This window comes from Streptomyces sp. NBC_01446 (assembly GCF_026340095.1).
Lineage (GTDB): Bacteria > Actinomycetota > Actinomycetes > Streptomycetales > Streptomycetaceae > Streptomyces > Streptomyces aureus.
On the sequence record NZ_JAPEPO010000003.1, the window covers coordinates 460,998 to 482,074 of the forward strand.

Consider the following 21,077-nt stretch of genomic DNA (forward strand, 5'->3'; position numbering starts at 1 on the left):
GAGGTTCCCCCGCAGCAGCCCCAACCCCCAAAGGGCCGCCCTGCACAAAGCTTCAACCCTGAATGCAGGGTTGACCACCACTCGATGAGACCATGAGCCATCACCCACGCGTACTATCGCTACGTCGCCACACCACCATTCGCCGCGGAAGTACACGAACACGCGGACGCACCTACCTCGGTCGCACTCACGGTGATGCACCATTGCTGCCGAATTGAAGAGAGGCAAACACCATGACTGACAACCCCGCCACCATCACCAGCGTGACATCTCAGTACGCCACTCAGGTCGCACAGGACCTCGAGCTCAACACCAAAGAGCAGGAACGTATCGGCGCGGAGCTCTCCGCCCTGCAGACACAGTTGCGCATCCTGCAGGACGACCAGAGCGTGCTGCACAGCATCCAGAAGACGCTCGGCAACCGACCGGCATCCGCGCCGGCAACCCCGGAGCCTTCAACGTCCCTCCCCCAGCAGGCATCCGGCAAGAACACCACGACCCGCCGCGCCCCGTCCAAGACTGCAGGAGTCAAGGCCCCCAGCGCGAAGAAGACCACTCCGCAGGCCAAGAAGGACAAGACCCAGGGCGCGGAGCCGAAGGCGGTAACGGCATCGGCGCAGCCCACGCTGATCGCGCTCATCCGCACCCACCTCGACCAGCAGAAGGAACCCCGTTCCGCGGCGGAGGTCACCACGGCGCTGGCTGAGGCCCACCCCCAGCGCAATATCAAGACGACCGTCGTGCGCACCACGCTCGAGAATCTTGTCGCCAAGAGCCAGGCCCACCGGACGAAGCAGGGCGCCTCGGTCCTCTACACCTCAGCTGCCGTGCACGCCGCACCGGAAAAGACCCCGGCTACCGTGCCGTCCCAGCCCGAGCAGGACAGCAGCAAGCGCAAGAAGGCCGACGCGGTCAGCTCGTAGCCGCCGAGGACACCCGAAGAAGACTCTCGGCGAGCAGCCAAACGAAGTATCCGGCCATGCGGACGCAGCGCGGCCCGTGTCGGTGCGCCAGCCCGTTCCGCCAGGCGGCCCACCGCATCGCACAGCTGTGACTCCTCCCCCTCATGAATGAGGTGGTTTCTCGCTACGCCGGTGGGGCTTTGCGACGGACCAGCCCGGCCCGTAGAACGTTGGTGGCGCCCACGGTGTCGGCGTGCGCGGTGTGGCCGCACGAGACGCAGTGGAACTTTGCCTGTGTGGGCCGGTTCTCCGCGCTGGTGTGCCCGCATTCGGGGCATTGGCGGGAGGTGTTGCGGGGGTCCACGGCGATCACTTCCCGTCCGGCGCTTTCAGCCTAATTCCCGTGTAACGAGCTCACCGGCCCTCGCCGGTCGGTGAGGTGGTTCGAACGGGTTGTGACGCCTGCACTCCGCCGGGCCGAAGGTCTGCGACGAGCACGGCTGCGCAACCCAGCTGGCGGGTGGTGGTCTCGTGAGTGCCGGTGGATACCTCTCAACGTCACGGCCAAGATGCCTTCCCAGAGAGCGGCGCCATTCGGTGCTCTCGTGGCCGCCACCCACCCAGCACTGACGCTGCTGGCGGTTGTGTGGGCTCCGGACACACGCCTTCTTTCAGCCCGGCCATGATGTCTCCGCCAAGATCGGCGGTGTTCGGCGCCTTCACTGCCGCCAGCGGCGTCAACACCGTTTGCTTGATCACTCGTTGGAGTTGGTGGTGCGAGCCCGTCGCACGGTGATCTCTTGCATTCCCCGAGCCGTCTGAGCTCTGGGAACAGACCGGGGCCTGTGCGGTGAGCTGGTGCCACGAACGGCTTGTGAGGTGTCGGCCCGTTCCTTGATCGAGGCCTGGAATTAGGTCGCTGCGTGGCCCCGCATGCGCTCGTGACCAGCGCAAACACCCACACTTCGAGGAGGGAAAGTTGATCTACTGCGGCATCGACTGGGCCGAGAAGACACACGACGTCGCCCTGGTCGACGACGACGGCACGCTCCTGGCCAAGCGCCACATCACCGACGACGCGACCGGCTACAAGATCCTGCTGGATCTGCTCGCCGAGCACGGCGACACCGAGGACAACCCGATCCCGGTCGCCATCGAGACCTCCCGCGGCCTGCTCGTCGCGGTCCTGCGCACCGGGAAGCGCCAGGTCTACGCCATCAACCCGATGGCCGCCGCACGCTACCGCGACCGCCACGCGGTCACACGGAAGAAGTCCGACCCCGGCGACGCCCTCGTCCTGGCGAACATCCTCCGCACCGATATGCACGCCCACCGGCCGTTGCCCCAGGACAGCGATCTCGCCCGCGCCATCGCCGTCCTCGCCCGCGCCCAGCAGGATGCCGTTTGGAACCGGCAGCAGCTCGCCAACCAGCTCCGCTCGCTCCTGCGCGAGTACTTCCCCGCCGCCCTCGACGCCTACCTGCACTGGCAGAACGGTCTCTGCCGCCCCGAGACCCGCGTCCTGCTGGAGCTCGCCCCCACGCCCTCGCGGGCGGCCCGGCTGTCGCTCGCGCAACTGCGCTCGGCGCTCAAGCGCGCCGGCCGCCAGCGCCGGATCGATGCCGACGCCGAGCGCATCCGCGAGGTCCTGCGGGCCGAATACGCGCACCAGCCGCCACTGGTCGAGGACGCGCTCGGCAAGCAGATGCTCGCTCTGCTGCGGCAGCTCGAAGCCGCCTGCACGGCCGCCGACCAGCTCGCCGAGGCGGTTGAAGAGGTTTTCCCTCAGCATCCGGACGCCGAGATCATCCTGAGCCTCCCCGGGCTCGGCACCCAGCTCGGCGCCCGGATCCTCGCTGAGATCGGGGACGACCACGCCCGCTTCGCCACTGCCCGCGGTATGAAGGCCTACGCCGGTGCGTCCCCCATCACCAGGGCGTCCGGCAAGAAGTCCAGCATCACCAGACGCTGGGTGAAGAACGACCGGCTCAACCACGCCGGCTACCTGTGGGCCTTCGCCTCACTGACCCACTCACCGGGCGCAAAGGCCCACTACGACCGCCGCCGCGAGGCCGGGGACTGGCACGCCGCCGCTCAGAGAAACCTCTTCAACAAGATGATCGGCCAGCTCTACCACTGCCTCCAGAAGCACATCCTGTTCGACGAGAACCTCGCCTTCCCCACACAACTTCTCGAAGCTGCTTGACGACTTAGCTCCGTGAGGTGTCTTGGCGGCCAGGATCGTCAGGAACACCCCCCATCCGGCATCGGCAATCGAGCGGTTGAGTCCGGTCTTCGCGCCGGCCCCGTTGGGCAGGAAGCCGCCCGGCATCCCGGGGTCGGGCTTCGGCGCGGGAGCCGACAACCGCCACTGCAATCGCAGGTCCCGCTCCTCCTGATACGCCGCGACGCCCTGCTCCGACAAGCGGTCGACGTATCCGGCCATCGTCGCGATCAGCTTGCGCGCGGCTGCGCTGATCAGCTCGGCATCGTCCGTCAACTGGGCCATCTCTTCGAGTAGCCGCTCGAGGATGACACCCTGCCCGAGCCGGAAGGCTCGCAGCATCACGCTGACGGGCGTCCCGTGCCGGGCAAGCCGACGCGCACGGACCGGGTCGGCGGCCGGCAGTTCGATCCGGCCTGGCTCGATGCCGTGCGCCAGCCGGCCAAGGCCGCGAGAACGTGCTCGGTGACGTTCTCCGCCGTCATGCGAGCGATGTCAGCGCTTCCCACACCTGAGGAACTCCACGCTGCAGGGACCGCTCCATGTCATGAATCAGCTGGTCTGCTCGCAGGCTGACCTCACGCGCGGCACGGGACACAAGACCGTCCGCAGTGAACTCCACACCGACGACGTCACGCCGCACTGTCGTGTCGAGGCCGCCAGCAGTCGAGATGGCGGGGCCCAGGGTGCACACGCGGTCCATCGGCACCACCGGACCGAGCGCAGATCCCGGACGCCGTGGTCAATGCGGTGCGGCGCCGTCTCGATCCACGCGTTGATCATCCGAGCGTCGATTTCACGTCCGGGATCATCAACTGGCGGAGAAGTAATGGCCGTTGTCCAAATCGGCGAGCAGGCTGGGCTGAGCGGGTTCCCAGCCGAGGGTCCGGCGGGTGATGAGGTTGGACGCCGGGTAGTTCTGCGTGACGATGTTCGCGAGGAACCCAAAGTATCCCGGCACCATCAGTACGTCCGCGGGAACGCTCAAGGCGGGCAGGCCCAGACGGCTGCCAATGGCCTCGGCGATCTCGCGGAGCGGGATGGCCCCGTCCCCAACCGCGTGCCAGTATTTGCCAGCCGGCCCCTTCTCCAGCGCCAAGCGGAACAAGGAGGCGACATCGCGGACGTGCACGGCGTTCCACAGGTTCGCGCCGTCTCCGGGGTAGCCGACGAAACCCTTCTCCTTCGCGAGCGCGATCAGCTGCACGAGGAAGCCGGCACGATCGGTCGTGCTGTGCGCGATGTTGGCAATCCGCACGACCGAAGACCGCACTCCCCGCTCAGCGAGGCCGACTACGGCGGTTTCCACGACGTTACGAACCCGCAGGGTGCCCTTGTACTCATCGCCGCCGGGAAGGGCCGGGTCCTCCTCGGTGGCCGGCCGGCCCAGGTTCCCTGGCGAGCCTATGCTCCCCGCCGCGACCAGCGGCTTTCCGGTTCCCGCCAGTGCCTCGCCGTACGCGAGCATGATCGGGAGCTCCGCGGCAGCCACGGCGTCGATCCCGCCGGAGGGAAGCAGGTCTTGCCTGTGCGCGACGTGGATGACGCCGTCGGAGTCCGCGGCCGCGTCCTTGAGCCCGTCGAGATCCTCGAGGTCGCCGCGACGCACCTTCGCGCCGAGCGCGGACACTGCCGCCGCGGCCGTGTCCGACCGGGCCAGGCCGGTGACCTCATGTCCGGCGGCGATGAGCTCGGGGATGATGTACGAACCGGAATGGCCGGTCCCGCCAGTGACGAAAACGCGCATGCTACTGCTCCTTGTGAGAGTAAGTGGAGGGGCTGTTCTCCTCGTGCCGTAGATCGACTGACGTGATGGGGCACGAGAAGCGGTGGTGCGGGTGCGCTCAGCTGAGAATGCTGACGCCGAGGAAGAAGTTGGTGTGCTTGACGGAGTGGGCGACGAGGCCCAGCTGCAACAAGGCGACGTTCTCCAGTGACCGCGCCATTGCCAGCTGCCCGGTGTCCATCGGGCGCAGTCCCAGGCTCTCGATGAACGCCGACACGCGTGTCTTTGCCTGCGCGTCGTCGCCGGCGATGAACACGTCCAATAGGCGACCCTCGGCTGGGCCGGCCGCCAGAACATGGGAGAACAGGGTGTTGAACGCCTTGACGACATGCGCGCCGGCGGGGGCGGCCTTGGCGATCTCCTGCGCGCCGGAACTGCCGTCGGGGGTGACAAAGCCCTGGAAATCGGGGGACACGGGGTTGGTGATGTCGATGATGACCTTGCCCTGTAGTGCGTCGTCCCCGTACTCGCTCACCACCGCCGCCGCGCTGGCGTACGGCACGGCGAGGATAACGATGTCCCCGGCCGGGGCGGCGCCGGCCGTCCCGACAGTGGCGCCGCCGAGCGCCGCGGCCAATTCCTTGGCCTTGGCCGGGTCGCGGCCGATGATCTCGACGGCGTTGCCGCCGGCGAGTGCCCGGTCGGCCAGGGCGCTGGCCATGTTCCCCAGGCCGATAATGCTGATGCTGCTCATTGCTGTGCCTGCTTTCTGGAGCTGGATTGGAAGCCATGCCCACCCCGTCGTTGTCAACGGTTGTGTCGTCGACGCCGTCGAACGACGCGATGGACGACGCTCAATTCCTGATGCGCTCATTCCATGGGCCTTGCTATCAAGTTCCGATGTCGAATTCTTATGCCGAATTCACTTCGGCCCCATTAGGTACCTATTCAGGTTGCCATTGGCCTGAGCGGGTGTCCAAGACTTCTTTTAGCCGTGGTGATACCCTGAAGGCATCACCGGACCGGGAGGCGCCATGGATCTGGACCTGCGCAAACTGCGTTACTTCGTCGCCGTGGCCGACCGGTTGCACTTCGGCCGCGCCGCCGATGAGCTACATATCGCGCAGCCGGTGCTCAGCCGGCAGATCCGCGCGCTCGAGCAGGATCTCGGCGCCTCGCTGTTCACCAGGGATCGCCACGGCGTAGCGCTGACCGACGCGGGCCGACAACTGCTGGCCGACGCCGGTCCGCTGCTCGCCTCCGCGCACGCGGTCCGCCGCCGGGTGTCCATGGCCGCCCGCGGCAGCCGGCGGCTGATGGTCGGTTTCCGGGCCGGCATCCCGGTCATCCCGGCGGCGCGGGCGTTCGAGGCCCGGCACCCGGACGTGGTCGTGGACGTGCAGCGGATCGAATGGGACGACCAGGCCCCGATGCTGCTCGACGGCCGCATCGACGTCGGCTATGTGCGGCTGCCCATCGACGAGGCCGGCCTGCGCGTCACCCCGCTGTACACCGAGCCGCGGGTGGCGGTGCTGCCCGCCGGCCACCGGTTGGCCGGCAAGGAGGAGGTCACCGAGGCCGACCTGGCCGGCGAACCGCTGGTCTGGCATGCCGACCCGAGCACGCAGCCCACCAGGCGCCCGCACCCTAACGCCGGGTACCTGGTGCGCGGGGTGGACGAGACGCTCGAGCATGTCGCGGCCGGCCGGGGCATCTCGTTCCTGGCCCGTTCGGCGACCGTGTTCTACTCACATCCGGAAGTCATCTATATGCCCATCCCCGACCTGGCGCCCGACCAGGTGTGCCTCGCGGTGGCGGCATCGCGCACCTCGCCAGTGGTCGATGACTTCTTCACCGCGGCTCAGGCCACGGCCGAGATCACGGCAGAATGTGGGAACTATGAAATGTGGCAGCTTGGAAGCGATGCCGTTTCAAAGCACGGTTGAGCAGTCCGACTGACAACAGCAGCGCCAACAGGGGGCACGCGGCCACAGCAATGGCGAAGGCATTGAGCTCGGGGGCGGAGGCGATGTTGGCGCACAGTGAGAATCGACATTGTCACGCGGCCGCTTCTAGGATGATGAAAATCATGATCTCGTTGAAGTCGTCGAAGGCATTGTCGATCAATTCCGCGAGGACACTTCCACTCCTCGATCTCAATCTCACCGAGCATGCGAAGAATCCGCGCGGATGGCGTGATCTGCACCTTGGCCGCCGGTAATAGCGCTATGGCTGCGTGAGCGATCAACAGCCCGGAGAGCTCAGCTGTGACAGCGGATACGGGGTTCCACGGCATGCGCGGTGACGTGACTCCCCCCTCTCGATCGGGAGGGAACTCGGCCGTCCACGGGAGGGCGAAAAGAGTGTGATCCGGCAGGGCTAGCAGGAGCCATCCCGGCCAGCAGTGAGCGTGGATCGCCTCGGGCAGGAGGCCTTCGAGCGCGACTATGGCGAGCTGGGTGTGGTAGTTGGGTGCGTAGTCGCCCCTGATCCACCGGGATGCCTTCGCCCGCGCGCCACTCGGCTCCCGGCATCAACGAACCGCGCCCTACACACACGCCACAACGCAAGGTGGAGCGGTACAACCGGATCCTCGCCGAGGAGTTCCGCTACGCCCGCGCCTGGCTCTCAGAGCAGCAGCGCGCCGAGGCTCCGAAAGCTACGGCGCCCGCACCGCCGAGGCGATCGAACCGATCCCGTACGGCTTCGACCTGGCCGTCGAGGCCACCGGCCGCGTCGACCGGCTCGCGCTCGCCGTCAAGTCCCTCGCCCCAGAAGGGGTCACGCGCGTAGTTCACCTCCTGGGAGCATCGTCCCGCTACGCAGCCCGCCAGGATTGGACAAGATCGCCAACGCCCTCAAGCCCGTCTACACCGCGCCGCCCGAGGACGCTGCCACCACTCGCTTCCTGGAGTTCAGCGAGACCTGGGGCGACAAATACCCGGCGATCGTGCGGCTCTGGGAGAACGCATGGGCCGAGTTCGTGCCGTTCCTGCAGTTCGACGCTGAGGTCCGCCGGATCGTCTGCACGACCAACGCGATCGAGTCCGTGAACGCCCGCACCCGACGGGCCGTGCGGGGCGCGGTCACTTCCCCTCCGAGACCGCCGCACTCAAGTGCGTCTACTTTGCGGCCATGTCGCTGGACCCGACCGGAACGGGCCGCAAGCGGTGGACCGGCCGCTGGAAGCGAGCCCTCCAGGCGTTCGACATCGCCTTCGACGGACGCCTCTCATTAGTCCACAACTGACCCACCAACCAGACCAGTTACGCCGATAGATTGACAGGCCCCTCCCGACCCGTCACGGGGAGGGCGTTGTCGATGAGGACGGCGGCGATGGCGGCGGCGGCGGGGAAGGACTCGGCGTTGAGGACTCGGGTGCGGGCCGAGGCGCCATCGAGGAGCAGCGCCAGTTGTTCGCCGAGCTGTTCGGGGTCGGTGGCGCCGGCTTCGCGGGCCGTTTCGGCGAGCCGCGCGGCGATGGCGAGCTTGTACTCGCGTGCGTATTCGGACGCGGGGTGTTGGGGGTCGTGGATTTCGACGGTCGCCGCGATGTAGGGGCACAGGGGCGTGAGTTCGCCCGGGCCGGACGTGGGCATCTCGAAGGCGGCGAGGAGTCGTTCGCGGGGTGTGAGGTCGGTGCGGTCGAACACCGCGGCCATGAGGCCGGGATCGAACCGGCGCAGATATTCGGCGACCAGCTTGTCCTTGCCGGAGAAGTGCTGGTAGGCCGTGCGCTTCGAGACCTGGGCCACTGCGCAGAGTTGGTCCATACCGGTGCGGTTGATGCCCTGAGCGCGAAACAGCTGCTGTGACGCGCTGAGGATGCGCTCGCGCGCACCCCTGCCGCGGCGCCGGCCTTGGGGGCCCTTCTCCAACTTCGTCATGCTTGCATCATACCTCAGTTCGGTACCGCTCGGTGTACATAGCTTGCGTTCCCACCGGTCGCCGGATACGTTATGTACACAGCTCGGTTTACTAAGGAGTGAGTGGTTGTGGGAAAGCTCGATGGCAAGGTAGCGGTGATCACGGGCGGGTCGACCGGCATGGCGCTGGCCGGCGCGAAGCTGTTCGTTGAGGAGGGGGCACATGTCTTCATCACCGGCCGGCGGCAGGAGGCGCTGGATGAGGCGGTGAAGGTGATCGGCCGGAACGTGACCGCCGTGCAGGGTGACGCGGCCGACCTGGCCGACCTGGACCGTTTGTACGAGACGGTCAGGCGGGAGAAGGGCTCGATCGACGTGCTGTGGGCGAGTGCCGGGACGGGGGAGCAGGGCAAGCTCGGTGAGATCACCGAGGAGCAGTTCCATCGTGCGTTCTGGCTGAACGCGCGCGGCACGTTGTTCACGGTGCAGAAGGCGCTGCCGCTGCTCAACGAGGGTGGCTCGATCTTCATGACCGGGTCGAACGCTTCGCTGAGGGGCTTCCCCGGGTGGAGTGTGTATGCCGGGAGCAAGGCCGTGCAGCAGGCGTGGGCCCGTGTGTGGCTGAACGAGCTCAGGGACCGGCGGATCCGGGTGAACGTGCTCACCCCCGGCCAGGTCGCCACGGCCAAGCAGGAGGAGCTGTTCGACGAGGAGACCAAGAAGCAGTTCGAGTCCCTGATTCCGCGGGGCAAGATGGGCCGCCCCGAGGAGATCGCCACGGTCGCACTGTTCCTCGCCTCGGACGACTCAAGCTACGTGAACGGACTGGAACTGACCACCGACGGCGGCACCACGGTGATCTGAACGAACACACCGGTATACGCACACACCCGCGAGAACGCAGTCGTCACGGGCCGAGGAACTGGCCTCGAATGCGGACATGCGCAACGCGTTGAAGTGTTGCGTGCGCGCTCGAATTCGCGTGTTATCGCTGATTCAAGCCGCACCCGTCGGGATCCACTGGCGAAGTGGTGTCGCTCGTGAAACAGAACTCTGGAGGCAAATTCGTGTTCGATCTGCGGCCGGCCTGCCAACGCATGATTGATGTGGTGGCTGGCATCACCGATGGCCAGCTGGCCGGCGGCACCCCGTGCGACGACTTCACCGTTGCCGACCTGCTCGCCCATGTGGACGCCGCGGCCGTTCGGCTCGCCGCGGTGACTCGCGGCGAGGCTGCCGAGCCGCAGGGCGTCTCGCCCCGCGAGCTGATCGGCCATCACGTGCGCGCGCTGGCCACGGCGTGGCAGGAGCCCAGCGCCTGGCAGGGCAGCACCGACCTGGGGCTGGAGCTGGCCAACGAGGTGTGGGGTCGGATCGCGCTCACCGAGATGGTGGTGCACGGCTGGGACCTGGCCACGGCCACCGGTCAGCCCTTTGACGTGCCCGAACCCACCCTCCGCGGGTGCTTGGAGTACCTCACCGAGTTCTTGCCGAAACTGCCGGCCCCAGCCCGGTCCCCCTGGGGTACGGCGGTGCCCGTGTCGCCGGACGCGCCCCTGCTGGACCGTGTTATCGGGATGGCCGGCCGCAAGCCCTGAAAGAGACCGATTCTCGGTTGGTTGAGGGGTTTATCTCGCCTTGCTGATCTGGCATGCCGAATCGGCCCCGCGGATAGGCGCCCCGACCAGGTTTCATACACACCGAGAATAGGAGTAGCTATGACCAAGTTCGCCCGGCACCGCGCTGTCTGGGAGTCCTTCATCGACTGCATGCACAGCGGCGCAGACAAAGAAACCCTTACCCGTTTGCTCGCCGAGAACGTGGTGCTGAACAGCCCGCTCGGCGATGAGCCGCTCGTCGGCCGCGAGGCCGTCGTGGAAGCCATACAGACCGTCAAAAGGCTGGCGGCCGACCTCACGTACAAGGAGGCCCTCAGCGGCGAGACCCACCACGCCGCATTCTTCCGGCTGCAGATCGAGGACACCGTGGTCAACGGAATGGACTACGCCCTGATCGACGCGGACGGCAAGATCGCCGAGGTGACCATCTGGTGGCGTCCGCTGCCGTCCGCCGTCGCGATGCAGGGACACCTTGCGAATGTGCTCGGCATGCAGCCCTGGGAACTGCGCACGAACGGGGCGTAAGGATCAGGGATGCCCTCGTCGCATGTGTGTGACCTGACCTCCTTGGAGCAGGTCATCGCGGGACAGGTTCACGCATCCCGACCTACCGGCGGAATGTCAGCCGGGGGTCCGGCCGGATGCCGGTATCCGGCCGGACTCCCGGCTCCTCGGCCGGCGCCGAGCTCCGCGGCTCACCCCGTTGGGCGACTCGGCACCAACGAAACAAAGCGAAAGTTCGAGAACAAGGAAGAGAGCACACCTCATGAGCAGCATCAGCATCATCGGCACCGGGAACATGGCCCGTACGATCGGCGCGCTGGCGGTGGCCGGCGGCAACACCGTCGAGGTCATGGGCCGCGATCACGCCAAGGCCGCCGACCTGGCCAAGGCTCTCGGCGGCGGCGCCACGACGGGAGAGTGGGGTGCCGTCCCGGCCGGCGACATCGTCATCGTGGCCCTGTTGTTCGACAGTGTCGTTCCGGTCGTCGCCCACTACGGAGACGCCCTCGCGGGCAAGGTCATCATTGAGATCAGCAACCCCTTCAATGCCACGGCCGACGGTCTGGCCCACCGCGGGGTCACCTCGATCGCGCAGGAAGCCGCCAAGGTGGCCCCGGCCAGTGCCAGCGTGGTGAAGGGATTCAACACCATTTTCCGTCATGTCCTGGAGCAGGGCCGGTCCGACGTCTTCATCGCCGGCGACGATGCGCAGGCCAAGGCGATCGTGGAGGCGTTCATCAAGAGCCTCGGGATGCGCCCGATGGACGCCGGCGGACTGGTGATGGCGCACTGGCTGGAAGGTGCGGGTGTGCTCACCATGGGCCTCGCACGCCACGGGGTGGGGGGCTGGAACTTCGCCCTCGGCGTCACGGAACTTCCCGCTTGAGCCCAGCGCTCGGCCTCGTAGAACGGCCCCGTCGGTTTTCGCACCTGGTTGTGGTGTGGCACTTCGACCAGACCTCGCCCGGTGATGTCGAGTACCACGCCCGCAGCCCGCGCGGCCGCGATCGCCCTACACGTGGCGCTGCACGACCCGGCTCGCGTCATGCGTGAGGTCGAGGCCAAGCGACGCGTGCTCGCCCGCCATGTGCTCGGTCCAGCCACGGGCGACCCCGAACTACCGTGGGACAACCGCGATGACTGTCAGTACGACGGCGAGACCTGGCCATGCGACGACCTGCTCGCCGGTGCTCAGCGACGGTACGCGGTTGTCGCGGTCTCGATGAAGGATCGGATCAAAGGGTTGGTGTCACCCTCGTTCCACACCGCCACCACTCGGCTCGGCGGCATGTCGATCAGCGGCACCACGGTGAATTCCGCGGGCAGGTCGTGTCCGAGCGGGGCCAGGCCGACCGTGCCGTTCCACAGCACGGCCTGCAGGCATTCCTGGACGGCGCGCACCACTGGGCCCTCGCGCGGCCTGCCACCGTTCCAGTACGACTGCCAGATGGGGTCAGTGCCCTGCGGGAACTGGAACCAGCGGCGGTCGCTCAGCTCGGCCAGCCGCAGCCCGTCGCGGCGGGCCAGCGGATCGTCGGCGCGCAGGACCACGCCGACCGGATCGGTCCGCAGCACACGCACCGTCAGGGCAGTCTCGTCGAACGGCGCCCGAGTCAGCGCGACGTCCACCATTCCGGCGCGCAGCCCGCAGGTCGGGTCGGTCAGATCGGTGTCGCGGATGCGGATGTCGATGCCGGGGCGGCTTCGGCGGTAGGCGGCGGCCATCCTGGCCACTCCTGGGTCGGTGCCGTCGCCCAGGATGCCGATGGTGATGATCGCGACGCCGGCCGCCGCGCTCACTCGTACCCGGACGCGGTCGGCATGGTCGAGCAGGGCCCGCGCCTCGTCGAGCAGCACCGAGCCCACCGGAGTGAGCGTGACCCCCGTGGGTGAGCGGACGAACAGCTGGGACCCGACATCGGCCTCCAGCTGCTTGATCGCCCGGCTCAGCGGCGGCTGACTCATGTGCAGTCGGGTGGCGGCCCGGCCGAAGTGGAGTTCCTCGGCGACCGCCACGAAGTAGCGCAAGGTCCGTAGCTCCACACTGCAACGATACCCACGAGGTATCGGCTCCGCGGGATGGGTCTTGGACACCGGCAGTGCCGGGCAGTGCACTTGTGAGCATGACCGAAGAAGCGAAGACCAGCGAGCCCCAGACCCACCCCGCTGTATCGGTGGTGGGTCCCGGCGACGGCGAGACGATCGTTCTGGGCACCACGCGCATGCGCATCCTGGAGGACGGCAGCCACACCGGGCACCGCCTCGCGATCGCCGAGTCCGTCCTCACCCCGCACACCCAGGGACCGCCGCAACACCGCCACGCCCGACACGACGAGGGCTTCTACATCCTCTCCGGCACCGTGCGGTTCACCGTCGGGGACGAGGACTACGACGCCGCCTCGGGCACGCTCGTGATGGTTCCGCCCAAAACCCCGCACACCTTCGCCAACCTGACCGACCAACCGGCGGTCATGCTCAGCACATTCACCCCCGACCTGTACGTGCAGTACTTCCGAGAACTCCAGGAGGTGCTCGCCGGCGGCCGGCCGCTGACGCAACAGGCCAACATCGACGCAATGAGCCGCTACGCCACCGAGCCCGCCACCGACCTCACCTGAAGCCGACGGCACAGCATGTGCCCGGCCAGTCTCCCTCGGACCGGCAGGGCGGTGGCGCTGCCGCCGTTCGCCGTCGGCGGCGGCCCGCGCGTCCGGGTCCCTCGGACGACGGACCGGGCCTTCACGAGGTCTCCCCTGGCAAGCGACGCACTCGACGGGCCCCATGAACCGGCGGCCCATGAACGGGAACCATGAACGGGAACCATGAACATCGCCTATTGGATCGTCGCGGGACTGCTCGCGCTCTTCTACTTCTACGCAGGCACGCTGAAGGTGATCCGCAGCCGCGATCAACTCCGGCCGATGATGGCCTGGGTCGACCACATACCCTTGCCTGCCCTCAGGGCGCTGGGAGCGGTCGAAATACTCGGCGCGACCGGCCTGATCCTGCCGGAGCTGACCGGCATCGCTCCCTCGTTGGCGACGGCCGCGGCCTTCGGCTTCGTACTCCTGCAGACCGGCGCGATCGCCGTTCACCTGATGGGCGAAGACCGCCGGATCGCGCTCAACGCCGGACTCACCGTTACCGCGGCCGTGACCATCTGGCTGGCCACCCGGCTGTGATCGAGCACCGTCCTCGACCGGTGGATGCGCCTACAGGGCCGACCACCCCACAGCCGCTGTCACTTCGCATGAACATCGAACACGCCGCCGTCCACGCGCTGCTCGGGGAGTCGTACATCTGCTGTCGCAACTCGTGGACAGAGCAATCCACGGCGTCTGCGGTGGCCGATCTGGTCGGCTCGCTTGAGGATAACGGCTCGAATGCCTCGACGACGTAAATGGCTGCGGATAGCCCGGGATGAATACGCCTTGTCGCGAAGAGAACGTCAGGAGTGGTCCGAGGTCATCTTCCGGCTACAACAAACGGTGTGCGGGAGATGAGAAGGACTGGCTCAAGAGACTCACAAGGGGAAGCGACACTTACTAGCCTCACCCTTCATGGTCGCCGTGGTCGTCACTATCGGGCTGGCGTTCGCCGGCTATGTCGTCACCTACCTCAACGGGCTTCGCCTGTCGCAGCGCCATGAACGCCTCGCTCACGTAAATCGCCAGATCGGCGACTTCTATGGCCCCTTGTTCGCCCTCACGGAGGCCAACAGCCGCATCTTCGGTGCGTTCATGGAACGCAACGCTCGCCCTGACGGCAGATCACCCTTCGTGCGGGAGACCCCGCCCACCGAAGAGGAACTCACCGAGTGGCGACTGTGGGTCACGACCGTCTTCCTCCCGAACATCCGCGCCATGCGCGACCTCGTCATCAAACACGCCGACCTGTTGACCGAACCAGAGATGCCGCCCCTCCTGCTGCACCTGTGCGCACATGTATCGGGCTACGAGATCACAGCCGCCCGATGGACACAGGGCAGCTACGACCAACACCTCTCCGTCGTATCGTTCCCCAGCGAGGAAATTGCGACGGACGCGCGCAAGGGGTTCGCCCAGCTAAAGAGGGAACAGGCCCGCCTACTGGGGCAACGGCACGACAGTTGACCAAGCCTTGGCACCCCCGCGGCCCTGCCGCGCCGCGCGGGTGCAGTGCGAAAAGATGTCGGCGATGTTGCGTAGGGTGGGTCCTGCGACCGCTTCAATGCGTCTGAGCCCGGCGAGCACCACAAGTCCGGCTATGACAGTGCCTTGGCAGTTGACATCTCCCCAACTGCTATGGCTGAGCGCCCGAGTTGGCACCCGTGAGCCCAGTAGGCGCAGAGGCTGCTTACATGGGGCTCCGGGGCCTCGTTCCCGGGTTCGGTCCGTGACTCGCTTCGGAGGGCTCAAGTGGCCCGGCGGCCCTTCAGTCGGCTCCGGGGAATGCTCGTCGGCATGGCATTGGGGTCGCCCTCCCCGCCCGCCGGGTCGGCAGGGATGTTCTTACCCCTATCCCCGGAGTGTCGGCGTAGGCGGACATGACGGGCCCCTGGTGGGCTCCCTCACCCCCTATGCGGCGCACCCGGCCCGGGGGTCACGTCCGCTGGAGCCGTGCCTTCACCGGTTCGCGGAGTTGTCCTCCTCGAGGATCTCGCCTGTGTGGGCGTTGAGCTCGATCCACCACACGACCCCGGCAGCATCCTCGACCTCGACGGCGAACCGGTAGCGGCCGGGCGCGGTCTCCTCCTCGCCGTACTCGAACCCGAAGACGTCCTTCCTTGCCGGATGACGTGCAGCAGCGATCCGCTCGAGCTCGTCGCGCGGCATGACCTGGCCCGACTCAACGATCTGCCGCGCTTGTTCGCTGTCGATGCGTCTCATGTAGCCACGGTATGGCGGCGTCCCCCGCCCGGCGACCGGTGCGCACCCCGTGGTCTACGGGGTGGGGCGGCCGTGGTCAGCGTGCTCGGGGTTGCTGGGAAACTGGCCGCCCCTGACGCGCAGGAAAACGTGCCGGGCAGTCATGTGGGCCGTACAGAGCATGGGCGAGGGTCAAGCCGGGCGGGCCGCAGGCGGACGCGGTAGCCCTCGAGGGTGGGCCTCCTCGAAGGCTACCCGCCGGCCAGGGCCCCAGGCGTGCGGCAGCACTTGCAGCCACCCAGGGAGAATCGGCACGAGGGGATCGTCCCCGCAGGCGCGGGAAGCACCGGCACTGACGCGACCTGGCCGCCGACCACTACAGGGCCATCCCCGCAGGCGCGGAGGTTGGCCTTCGCGGTGGCCCGCTCCTGGGCGAACCGACGTGCGAGTCTGGGGCCGATATAGCCTCAGCGGAGGCCCGTTCCACAGTCGGCTGCGGCCGGCGAACAGTGCGCAGGAGAGATAGGAAGTCGATGGCTCTGAAGGAAGGCCAGCGGGTGAAGCTGGCAGCCGACACCAGGCTGACCGATTCGGTTGAGGTGTCAGGGGTCGTCGTCGGGTTCCTGTCCCTGGCGGCGGGCACCGGCGGGACCATCGAGCGGGTGACCGACCACCAGGACGAAAGCGAAGACGTGCGTGAGTACGAGCGGCTCACGTCACTGCTCGACGCTTTCGGACCCGACATGCCCACGCAGAGCAGGAGACAACTCGAAGAAAAGGTAGCCTCTCTGGAACCCGCGTGGACCGCTTACCAGGAACAGGCACCTCACGTGAGCGTACGGGTCCGCTTCGACAACGGATTTATCCTCGACGGAGCCGACCAGAACGCCTTCATCCCCGCCTGACCTACGCCAGGACGCAGTCATCGTGATCCGGGCCGCGGCCGTCACCGGTGCGCTTGCGCTGAGGAGTGGTCCAGACGAGTCAATGGGTGGGCATCGGCCAATCCCTGACCCCGGCGGGGTTCGGATTGACGGTGAGGAGCGAGCAGTTCCTCGTCCTCGTCATCACAGCGTGCCTCAGCCCGGGCGTCCGGTCCGCTCCGTCGACGACCTCGCCGGCTGGCTGAACGCGGTCTCAGCCCCGCTACGTCCCTCGCGCGCTGCCGATGTTGGCGCGACCCACCCCGGGGACGGAGGATCCGCTCCTTCCTCGCCTGGGAGACCGGAGGAACCGCCCTCGATCTGGGCTGTCTGCGGCTCCAGGGGGAGAGCGCCGGCGCTCGTCCGGCCCCTGGTTGGCGGGCGAGGCGTCCGTCCTCCATTCGGCCCGCAGGGATTGCCGCAGGGCGGACTTGGGGGTGAGCTGTCAGTGCGCCCGGTGATATTCGCGGGCGCCAATGAGGGCGGGGCGCCCTGCCGAAGAGCAGGGCCAGCCCCCGCCGACCCACACGAGACTTGGAGATCCCCATGCCCTACCGCAAGGGACAGCACGTGGAGTACCGGGACCAGCAGGACGAGCTTCAGCGCGGCGAGATCCGAAGCGCCGAGGGCAGCGGGGCGCAGGCTCGCTACGCCGTCCAGAACGAGGCGACCCTGAGCGAAGACAAGATCAGCGAGAACCAGATCGAGCGGGAGCTGTAGTACGCCTCTGCCGACACAGTCCGCCGTTGCACCGAACCAAAGTGCAACGGCGGACTGCTGGATGCCCTGCGACAGTGGATGCAACGGCGGTAGCCACTACGCCGGGTCAGGCATAGTCGATGTTGCTGGACCACCCCACCCTGTTGGCGTCGTGAATCCGGCGCGGGTCGTCGATGCTGATTCCGATGCCGACATTGTGCGATGTACGGACCGTCCCCGCGGGCGCGGGGGCGACTGGCGCTGCACGGTACGCAGCCCGCGATCTGTTCCGGCGGCGGACTCACGCCGGCACCGTGGCTGAACGGACCGGACACAGTGGTCTTTGATGACATGCGAGAGCTGCCGGCCCTCCTCACCCAGGCGTGACCCTCGCATACTGACCATGGGAAGCGACCGCACGACCTCGAGGCCGCGGTCAGTACCGCATCCTCGGCTGGCTCACCGGATGATCACCGGCACGCTCGTGCTCTGACCGGGAAGGTTCACCGGTTGGCGTGCACACCGTAGCCTCCCGCCATGGGTGAGAGAGCGGTTCGGGTGGTCGTGCGCAAGTTCGACGGCAGTCTGCACTGGCACCACACCATGCTGCGGCTGGGACAGGACGAGTACGGAGTCTGGCTCGGTGCGCCCGTCGGGACGATCTACGGCAAGGGCGAGGAGTCCGAGGTCTACGCAACTCAAGAGCCACGAGTCATGCTCTTTCCCCGTGACGCCTGGTGGACGGCCATGTTCCAGGAGGCACCGGCGCGGCTGGATGTGTACTGCGACGTCACCACGCCGCCAGAGTGGGTGCACACGGGTGAAGTGACCACGGTCGACCTGGACCTGGACGTCTGCCGGACGCGTGGAGACGCATCCGTCTACATCGCCGATGAGGATGAGTTCGCCAGCCATCAGGGGCGTTACGGCTATCCGCCGCACGTCATCAGCCACGCAGAGAACGCGGCGGAGTGGCTGTCAGCGGCGCTGCGCGACGGCACCGAACCTTTCGCTACCCGCTACCGCGCGTGGCTTGCCCAAGTCAGTTGAGCTCAGCAGAGCTGATGCGGCACCACAACAGCACTTCACACCGGCGTCCAACTCGTTCAGTTAGACGGCTCGTTGGGCGAGTGCGTGTCGGTAGCATCACGGACATGTCCGAGGTGTTGATCGGTTTCAGCGGCGCCGCTCGACGAAGGTGCTGGTGGCGGACCGGCATTGTGACGCTGGTGTTTACCGGTGGGATGGTGGCGGTCGGCCTGACCGCGCCGACCTCGGAGCGCTGGTGGTGGGTCGGCGGCTTCGGCGCGTTTGGCGTGGTCGCAGACATCGACATGATCAACCGAATCTATGGCCGGGCGGTCCTGACCACAACCGGGATAGAGCTCCGTACCTTCGCCAGCAGGCGCTCGATCCCCTGGTGCGAGATCGCCAGTGTTGAGGAGAGGTTGCGAGCGTCGCGGAGTGGGCTCTGGTGGGACCTGCGGATCGTCCGGGTTCGGGGGCGTTCCCTCACGGTTCCCGGAACCCTCACCCATCGCATGCGGGACGCGGAACTCCATCCAAGCGGGTCCTGATCCAAGAACATTGGTCCCGTGCAGTCGCCAGTTGACCCGAACGTCAGGCGACCACGACGGGCCCACCATGGCGACCGGTGCGGTGACGGTGCGTGGCCGCTCAGCGGGCGAGGAGGCGGGTCATCAGAGTGAGGGCGAGCCCAGGTGATGAGGCTTACGAATGTTGGCCGAGACTTCAGGACCACGGACGGCATGAGCGTGCTCGCCGCCTGAGGACCCCACGATCCTGGAGCAGCACGTCGAACAGAGTCAGGCCGTGGCTTGCCATCCGGGTTCCAGGCTGTCGAGGAGGGAGCGGAAGGCGCTGTCGGCCCGTCCCCAGTCGCCGTCCGCCAGAGGGGCGATCAGGAGGCCGAAGCAGGCGTCGGTCAGGAGAGTGGCCTGCGTCCGGGCCCGGGCCTGGGTCATGCCAAGGTCCCGGAAGACGGAGGTGAGCAGGTCCGTCCATCCGGTGACAAGGTCACGCATGACGGGCCCGTAGCGGTCCGGGTGCAGCACGCTGGCACTCATGATCTCGAGGTAGAGCGGGAGTGAGGCGCGTACGTCGGGGGCACTGAACTGTCGCCACACCTCCTCCATGAAGCGGCGCAGGCCCGACGGGTCCGTGGGCGAGCCGACGGCCTCCACCAGGTCGCGGCTGCGCAGCAGGGGCCGGCCCTCATAGACGGAAAGCGCCTCGGCGACCATCCGCTCCTTGGTGCCGAAGTAGTACAGGAGCATGCGGTCACTGGTCCCCAGGGCCCTGGCCAGGGGGCGCAGGGAGAGTTCCGTGAGCCCGTTGCGCATCACGTACTTACGGACCCGGTCGAGAAGGTCACGTCGCTTGGCCGGATCGGGCGGGCGAGGCATGCAGGCTCCCAGATGTGTTAAGGCGGCGACACTACGGCTGTCCGTTTTACGTCTTTTGTATAGACCTTTACCGTAGCAGGCATTACGTGTATATTTGCGTGTAGCACCTGCTACACGAACCGGGCGTCACACCCGGCCGGCGTACACAGGCGGACCGTCCGCCGCAGGCTCAGAAGGGACTGATCCCCATGGCCATCCAGGCCATCGGCCGCTCTGCCGCCTCCCGCCGAGGAGACCGGTCCTCTCGCGCCGCCGCACCCTCGTGGGCTGCCAGGCAGTGGGCTCTGTGGTCCCGCATGCTGGCACCACTGAAACCGCTGGACGCGCCCCGTGGCCGCGCCACCGCCTGGGACGCCTCCTGGCCCCTGCAACGAGAACTGACCTCGGCGAGCCGAGCCCGGCATCTGGTGACCGCGCAGCTGGACGACTGGGCCCTGGACGAACTGGTCGACACCGCCGAGCTCCTGGTCAGCGAACTGGTCACCAACGCCCTGCGTCACACCCAGGGCCCGCTCAGGCTCAACCTGCGCCTGCGCCACTCTCGCCTGCTGTGCGAGGTCGAGGACACCGAGCCCGCCGGCCCCGTACGCAACGTCATCGACCTGGACGCGGAAGGCGGCCGCGGCACCGAACTCCTCGACCTGCTCGCGGATGCCTGGGGCAACATTCGGACAGCAACCGGCAAAACCATCTGGTTCGAACTGCAAGCCGAAGACCGGAATCGGACTGAGAGAGGGGCAAGGAGTGTGATGACGGCAGCCTGAGGGGGCCTTTGGGTGAGCGCCACGTCGGTAAGCAGGGTTTCCAGGCTGCCCCACCGGCGGTAGATGCTGCTGTCGGCCACGCCCGCGCGGGCTGCGACCTCGCCAACGGTGAAGTTGCCGAGGCCGGAACTGCCGCTGGCCGGCGACCTGGCGGCTCCACGTCGCCGCCTCGGCCTGCATGTGTTCCAGCGAGACGAACGCCCTCCCGCGCCAGAACGAGTCCCGGACATAGGGCCGCTCGCCCCTTGGTTTGTCCTTCGGCTTCGCTGCCCGTGCCAGATCCACCAACGCGCCGTAGTGGGTGGCCAGTTCGGCATAAGCCTTGTTGATTTTCCGGTCGTAGAGGTCGGGCTTGTCCACCCCGGTCTTGAGGTTGTCCGGCACCAACCGGCGCGGGACACCGCCGAAGAAGTCAAAGGCCGCGACGTGGGCCTCGGTCCAGGCGTATCGGTCCAGATGGATCACCGGGCGCACGAACATGTGCCGCAAGCACGGCAGCACCGTCACGAACGCCCAGACCCGGTGCCGTTTCCCGGAGCGCGGGTCGACCCACTGCGCACCTGGCGCCGCCTCGTCG

Annotated in this window: 22 protein-coding genes and 8 pseudogenes; 18 read left to right on the forward strand and 12 right to left on the reverse strand. The window is 67.3% G+C overall.

The genetic code is table 11. The features are described from left to right. Positions 1 to 233 precede the first annotated feature (233 nt). Positions 234 to 923, forward strand: coding sequence for a hypothetical protein (locus OG456_RS46510; protein WP_266571159.1), 690 nt, complete (start codon positions 234 to 236; stop codon positions 921 to 923). 163 nt (positions 924 to 1,086) lie between these two features. Here OG456_RS46510 and OG456_RS46515 read toward each other — a convergent pair. Continuing rightward, positions 1,087 to 1,296, reverse strand: a pseudogene (locus OG456_RS46515) (zinc ribbon domain-containing protein); the annotation flags it as partial. Positions 1,297 to 1,881: 585 nt separating this feature from the next. Between OG456_RS46515 and OG456_RS46520 the strand changes: the two are divergent. After that, entirely contained in the window at positions 1,882 to 3,108 is a 1,227-nt protein-coding gene (locus tag OG456_RS46520; protein WP_266568176.1) for an IS110 family transposase, read from the forward strand. 21 nt (positions 3,109 to 3,129) lie between these two features. Here the strand turns inward: OG456_RS46520 and OG456_RS46525 are convergent. The 3 genes and pseudogenes from OG456_RS46525 to OG456_RS46535 form a co-directional block, all read right to left on the reverse strand. Next, positions 3,130 to 3,288: pseudogene (locus OG456_RS46525) on the reverse strand (RNA-guided endonuclease TnpB family protein); the annotation flags it as partial. A 649-nt stretch (positions 3,289 to 3,937) separates the two neighbouring features. After that, a complete protein-coding gene (locus tag OG456_RS46530; protein WP_266571160.1) occupies positions 3,938 to 4,873 on the reverse strand; it encodes an SDR family oxidoreductase in 936 nt (311 codons plus the stop codon). A 97-nt stretch (positions 4,874 to 4,970) separates the two neighbouring features. Beyond that, positions 4,971 to 5,606 (reverse strand): NADPH-dependent F420 reductase, encoded by a 636-nt coding sequence (locus tag OG456_RS46535; RefSeq protein WP_266571161.1) that lies wholly within the window; start codon positions 5,604 to 5,606, stop codon positions 4,971 to 4,973. 280 nt (positions 5,607 to 5,886) lie between these two features. Here OG456_RS46535 and OG456_RS46540 point away from each other — a divergent pair, with 280 nt between their 5' ends. Further along, positions 5,887 to 6,798 (forward strand): LysR family transcriptional regulator, encoded by a 912-nt coding sequence (locus OG456_RS46540; RefSeq protein WP_266571162.1) that lies wholly within the window; start codon positions 5,887 to 5,889, stop codon positions 6,796 to 6,798. Between the two features lie 663 nt (positions 6,799 to 7,461). Here OG456_RS46540 and OG456_RS46545 read toward each other — a convergent pair. Continuing rightward, a complete protein-coding gene (locus OG456_RS46545; RefSeq protein WP_266571818.1) occupies positions 7,462 to 7,650 on the reverse strand; it encodes a hypothetical protein in 189 nt (62 codons plus the stop codon). Between OG456_RS46545 and OG456_RS46550 the strand changes: the two are divergent. Further along, positions 7,606 to 8,101, forward strand: a pseudogene (locus tag OG456_RS46550) (transposase); the annotation flags it as partial. The gene OG456_RS46545 and the pseudogene OG456_RS46550 sit on opposite strands and share 45 nt — an antisense overlap. A 17-nt stretch (positions 8,102 to 8,118) precedes the next feature. Here OG456_RS46550 and OG456_RS46555 read toward each other — a convergent pair. Further along, on the reverse strand, positions 8,119 to 8,739 hold the full coding sequence (locus OG456_RS46555) for a TetR/AcrR family transcriptional regulator (protein ID WP_266571163.1): 621 nt from the start codon (positions 8,737 to 8,739) through the stop codon (positions 8,119 to 8,121). Positions 8,740 to 8,847: 108 nt separating this feature from the next. On the opposite strand from OG456_RS46555, the gene OG456_RS46560 reads away from it, so the two are divergent. The 5 genes and pseudogenes from OG456_RS46560 to OG456_RS46580 all read left to right on the forward strand — a co-directional run. After that, complete coding sequence (locus OG456_RS46560; protein ID WP_266571164.1) at positions 8,848 to 9,582, forward strand: SDR family NAD(P)-dependent oxidoreductase; 735 nt, start codon at positions 8,848 to 8,850, stop codon at positions 9,580 to 9,582. 164 nt (positions 9,583 to 9,746) lie between these two features. Beyond that, positions 9,747 to 10,316, forward strand: coding sequence for a TIGR03086 family metal-binding protein (locus OG456_RS46565; RefSeq protein ID WP_266571165.1), 570 nt, complete (start codon positions 9,747 to 9,749; stop codon positions 10,314 to 10,316). A 120-nt stretch (positions 10,317 to 10,436) separates the two neighbouring features. Further along, a complete protein-coding gene (locus tag OG456_RS46570; RefSeq protein ID WP_266571166.1) occupies positions 10,437 to 10,862 on the forward strand; it encodes a hypothetical protein in 426 nt (141 codons plus the stop codon). Between the two features lie 241 nt (positions 10,863 to 11,103). Beyond that, positions 11,104 to 11,727, forward strand: a complete 624-nt coding sequence (locus OG456_RS46575; protein ID WP_266571167.1) for an NADPH-dependent F420 reductase — start codon at positions 11,104 to 11,106, stop codon at positions 11,725 to 11,727. A gap of 84 nt (positions 11,728 to 11,811) precedes the next feature. After that, positions 11,812 to 11,925, forward strand: a pseudogene (locus OG456_RS46580) (DUF6221 family protein); the annotation flags it as partial. A gap of 107 nt (positions 11,926 to 12,032) precedes the next feature. Here OG456_RS46580 and OG456_RS46585 read toward each other — a convergent pair. Then, complete coding sequence (locus OG456_RS46585) at positions 12,033 to 12,869, reverse strand: LysR family transcriptional regulator (protein ID WP_266571777.1); 837 nt, start codon at positions 12,867 to 12,869, stop codon at positions 12,033 to 12,035. 95 nt (positions 12,870 to 12,964) lie between these two features. Here OG456_RS46585 and OG456_RS46590 point away from each other — a divergent pair, with 95 nt between their 5' ends. Both OG456_RS46590 and OG456_RS46595 read left to right on the forward strand, forming a co-directional pair. After that, complete coding sequence (locus tag OG456_RS46590; RefSeq protein ID WP_266571168.1) at positions 12,965 to 13,459, forward strand: cupin domain-containing protein; 495 nt, start codon at positions 12,965 to 12,967, stop codon at positions 13,457 to 13,459. A 204-nt stretch (positions 13,460 to 13,663) separates the two neighbouring features. Then, a complete protein-coding gene (locus tag OG456_RS46595) occupies positions 13,664 to 14,023 on the forward strand; it encodes a DoxX family protein (protein ID WP_266571169.1) in 360 nt (119 codons plus the stop codon). On the opposite strand, the pseudogene OG456_RS46600 reads toward OG456_RS46595, so the two are convergent. Continuing rightward, positions 13,933 to 14,315, reverse strand: a pseudogene (locus tag OG456_RS46600) (hypothetical protein); the annotation flags it as partial. The gene OG456_RS46595 and the pseudogene OG456_RS46600 overlap by 91 nt on opposite strands. A gap of 86 nt (positions 14,316 to 14,401) precedes the next feature. Between OG456_RS46600 and OG456_RS46605 the strand changes: the two are divergent. Continuing rightward, positions 14,402 to 14,953 (forward strand): hypothetical protein, encoded by a 552-nt coding sequence (locus tag OG456_RS46605; protein WP_266571170.1) that lies wholly within the window; start codon positions 14,402 to 14,404, stop codon positions 14,951 to 14,953. A gap of 492 nt (positions 14,954 to 15,445) precedes the next feature. On the opposite strand, the gene OG456_RS46610 is transcribed toward OG456_RS46605, so the two are convergent. Further along, positions 15,446 to 15,709, reverse strand: coding sequence for a PepSY domain-containing protein (locus OG456_RS46610; protein WP_266571171.1), 264 nt, complete (start codon positions 15,707 to 15,709; stop codon positions 15,446 to 15,448). 536 nt (positions 15,710 to 16,245) lie between these two features. On the opposite strand from OG456_RS46610, the gene OG456_RS46615 reads away from it, so the two are divergent. The 5 genes and pseudogenes from OG456_RS46615 to OG456_RS46635 all read left to right on the forward strand — a co-directional run bounded on the left by OG456_RS46615 (position 16,246) and on the right by OG456_RS46635 (position 18,887). Continuing rightward, positions 16,246 to 16,593, forward strand: coding sequence for a hypothetical protein (locus OG456_RS46615; protein ID WP_266571172.1), 348 nt, complete (start codon positions 16,246 to 16,248; stop codon positions 16,591 to 16,593). 564 nt (positions 16,594 to 17,157) lie between these two features. Next, positions 17,158 to 17,331 carry a hypothetical protein gene (locus OG456_RS46620; RefSeq protein WP_266571173.1) on the forward strand — a complete coding sequence of 58 codons (174 nt, stop codon included), beginning with the start codon at positions 17,158 to 17,160 and terminating at the stop codon, positions 17,329 to 17,331. 273 nt (positions 17,332 to 17,604) lie between these two features. Continuing rightward, positions 17,605 to 17,697: pseudogene (locus OG456_RS46625) on the forward strand (HAD family hydrolase); the annotation flags it as partial. Between the two features lie 150 nt (positions 17,698 to 17,847). Then, positions 17,848 to 18,360, forward strand: coding sequence for a DUF402 domain-containing protein (locus tag OG456_RS46630; RefSeq protein ID WP_266571174.1), 513 nt, complete (start codon positions 17,848 to 17,850; stop codon positions 18,358 to 18,360). Between the two features lie 104 nt (positions 18,361 to 18,464). Then, entirely contained in the window at positions 18,465 to 18,887 is a 423-nt protein-coding gene (locus OG456_RS46635; RefSeq protein WP_266571175.1) for a hypothetical protein, read from the forward strand. Positions 18,888 to 19,136: 249 nt separating this feature from the next. Here the strand turns inward: OG456_RS46635 and OG456_RS46640 are convergent, their stop codons facing one another. Further along, positions 19,137 to 19,736: a TetR/AcrR family transcriptional regulator gene (locus tag OG456_RS46640; RefSeq protein ID WP_266570991.1), complete on the reverse strand. Its 600-nt coding sequence runs from the start codon at positions 19,734 to 19,736 to the stop codon at positions 19,137 to 19,139. Positions 19,737 to 19,924: 188 nt separating this feature from the next. Here OG456_RS46640 and OG456_RS46645 point away from each other — a divergent pair, with 188 nt between their 5' ends. Next, the gene (locus OG456_RS46645) at positions 19,925 to 20,500 is read left to right on the forward strand and encodes an ATP-binding protein (protein ID WP_353963583.1); all 576 of its coding nucleotides are present in this window, start codon (positions 19,925 to 19,927) and stop codon (positions 20,498 to 20,500) included. Between the two features lie 8 nt (positions 20,501 to 20,508). Here the strand turns inward: OG456_RS46645 and OG456_RS46650 are convergent. After that, positions 20,509 to 20,625: pseudogene (locus OG456_RS46650) on the reverse strand (TetR family transcriptional regulator); the annotation flags it as partial. Positions 20,626 to 20,632: 7 nt separating this feature from the next. Then, positions 20,633 to 21,052: pseudogene (locus tag OG456_RS46655) on the reverse strand (IS21 family transposase); the annotation flags it as partial. Positions 21,053 to 21,077 lie beyond the last annotated feature (25 nt).

Coding starts and splice junctions, on each gene's coding strand:
- OG456_RS46510 (WP_266571159.1), top strand. CDS start 234: ATGACTGACAACCCCGCCACCATCACCAGCGTGACATCTCAGTACGCC.
- OG456_RS46530 (WP_266571160.1), bottom strand. CDS start 4,873: ATGCGCGTTTTCGTCACTGGCGGGACCGGCCATTCCGGTTCGTACATC.
- OG456_RS46535 (WP_266571161.1), bottom strand. CDS start 5,606: ATGAGCAGCATCAGCATTATCGGCCTGGGGAACATGGCCAGCGCCCTG.
- OG456_RS46540 (WP_266571162.1), top strand. CDS start 5,887: ATGGATCTGGACCTGCGCAAACTGCGTTACTTCGTCGCCGTGGCCGAC.
- OG456_RS46555 (WP_266571163.1), bottom strand. CDS start 8,739: ATGACGAAGTTGGAGAAGGGCCCCCAAGGCCGGCGCCGCGGCAGGGGT.
- OG456_RS46570 (WP_266571166.1), top strand. CDS start 10,437: ATGACCAAGTTCGCCCGGCACCGCGCTGTCTGGGAGTCCTTCATCGAC.
- OG456_RS46575 (WP_266571167.1), top strand. CDS start 11,104: ATGAGCAGCATCAGCATCATCGGCACCGGGAACATGGCCCGTACGATC.
- OG456_RS46590 (WP_266571168.1), top strand. CDS start 12,965: ATGACCGAAGAAGCGAAGACCAGCGAGCCCCAGACCCACCCCGCTGTA.
- OG456_RS46595 (WP_266571169.1), top strand. CDS start 13,664: ATGAACATCGCCTATTGGATCGTCGCGGGACTGCTCGCGCTCTTCTAC.
- OG456_RS46605 (WP_266571170.1), top strand. CDS start 14,402: ATGGTCGCCGTGGTCGTCACTATCGGGCTGGCGTTCGCCGGCTATGTC.
- OG456_RS46610 (WP_266571171.1), bottom strand. CDS start 15,709: ATGAGACGCATCGACAGCGAACAAGCGCGGCAGATCGTTGAGTCGGGC.
- OG456_RS46620 (WP_266571173.1), top strand. CDS start 17,158: ATGCCCTACCGCAAGGGACAGCACGTGGAGTACCGGGACCAGCAGGAC.
- OG456_RS46630 (WP_266571174.1), top strand. CDS start 17,848: ATGGGTGAGAGAGCGGTTCGGGTGGTCGTGCGCAAGTTCGACGGCAGT.
- OG456_RS46635 (WP_266571175.1), top strand. CDS start 18,465: ATGTCCGAGGTGTTGATCGGTTTCAGCGGCGCCGCTCGACGAAGGTGC.
- OG456_RS46640 (WP_266570991.1), bottom strand. CDS start 19,736: ATGCCTCGCCCGCCCGATCCGGCCAAGCGACGTGACCTTCTCGACCGG.
- OG456_RS46645 (WP_353963583.1), top strand. CDS start 19,925: ATGGCCATCCAGGCCATCGGCCGCTCTGCCGCCTCCCGCCGAGGAGAC.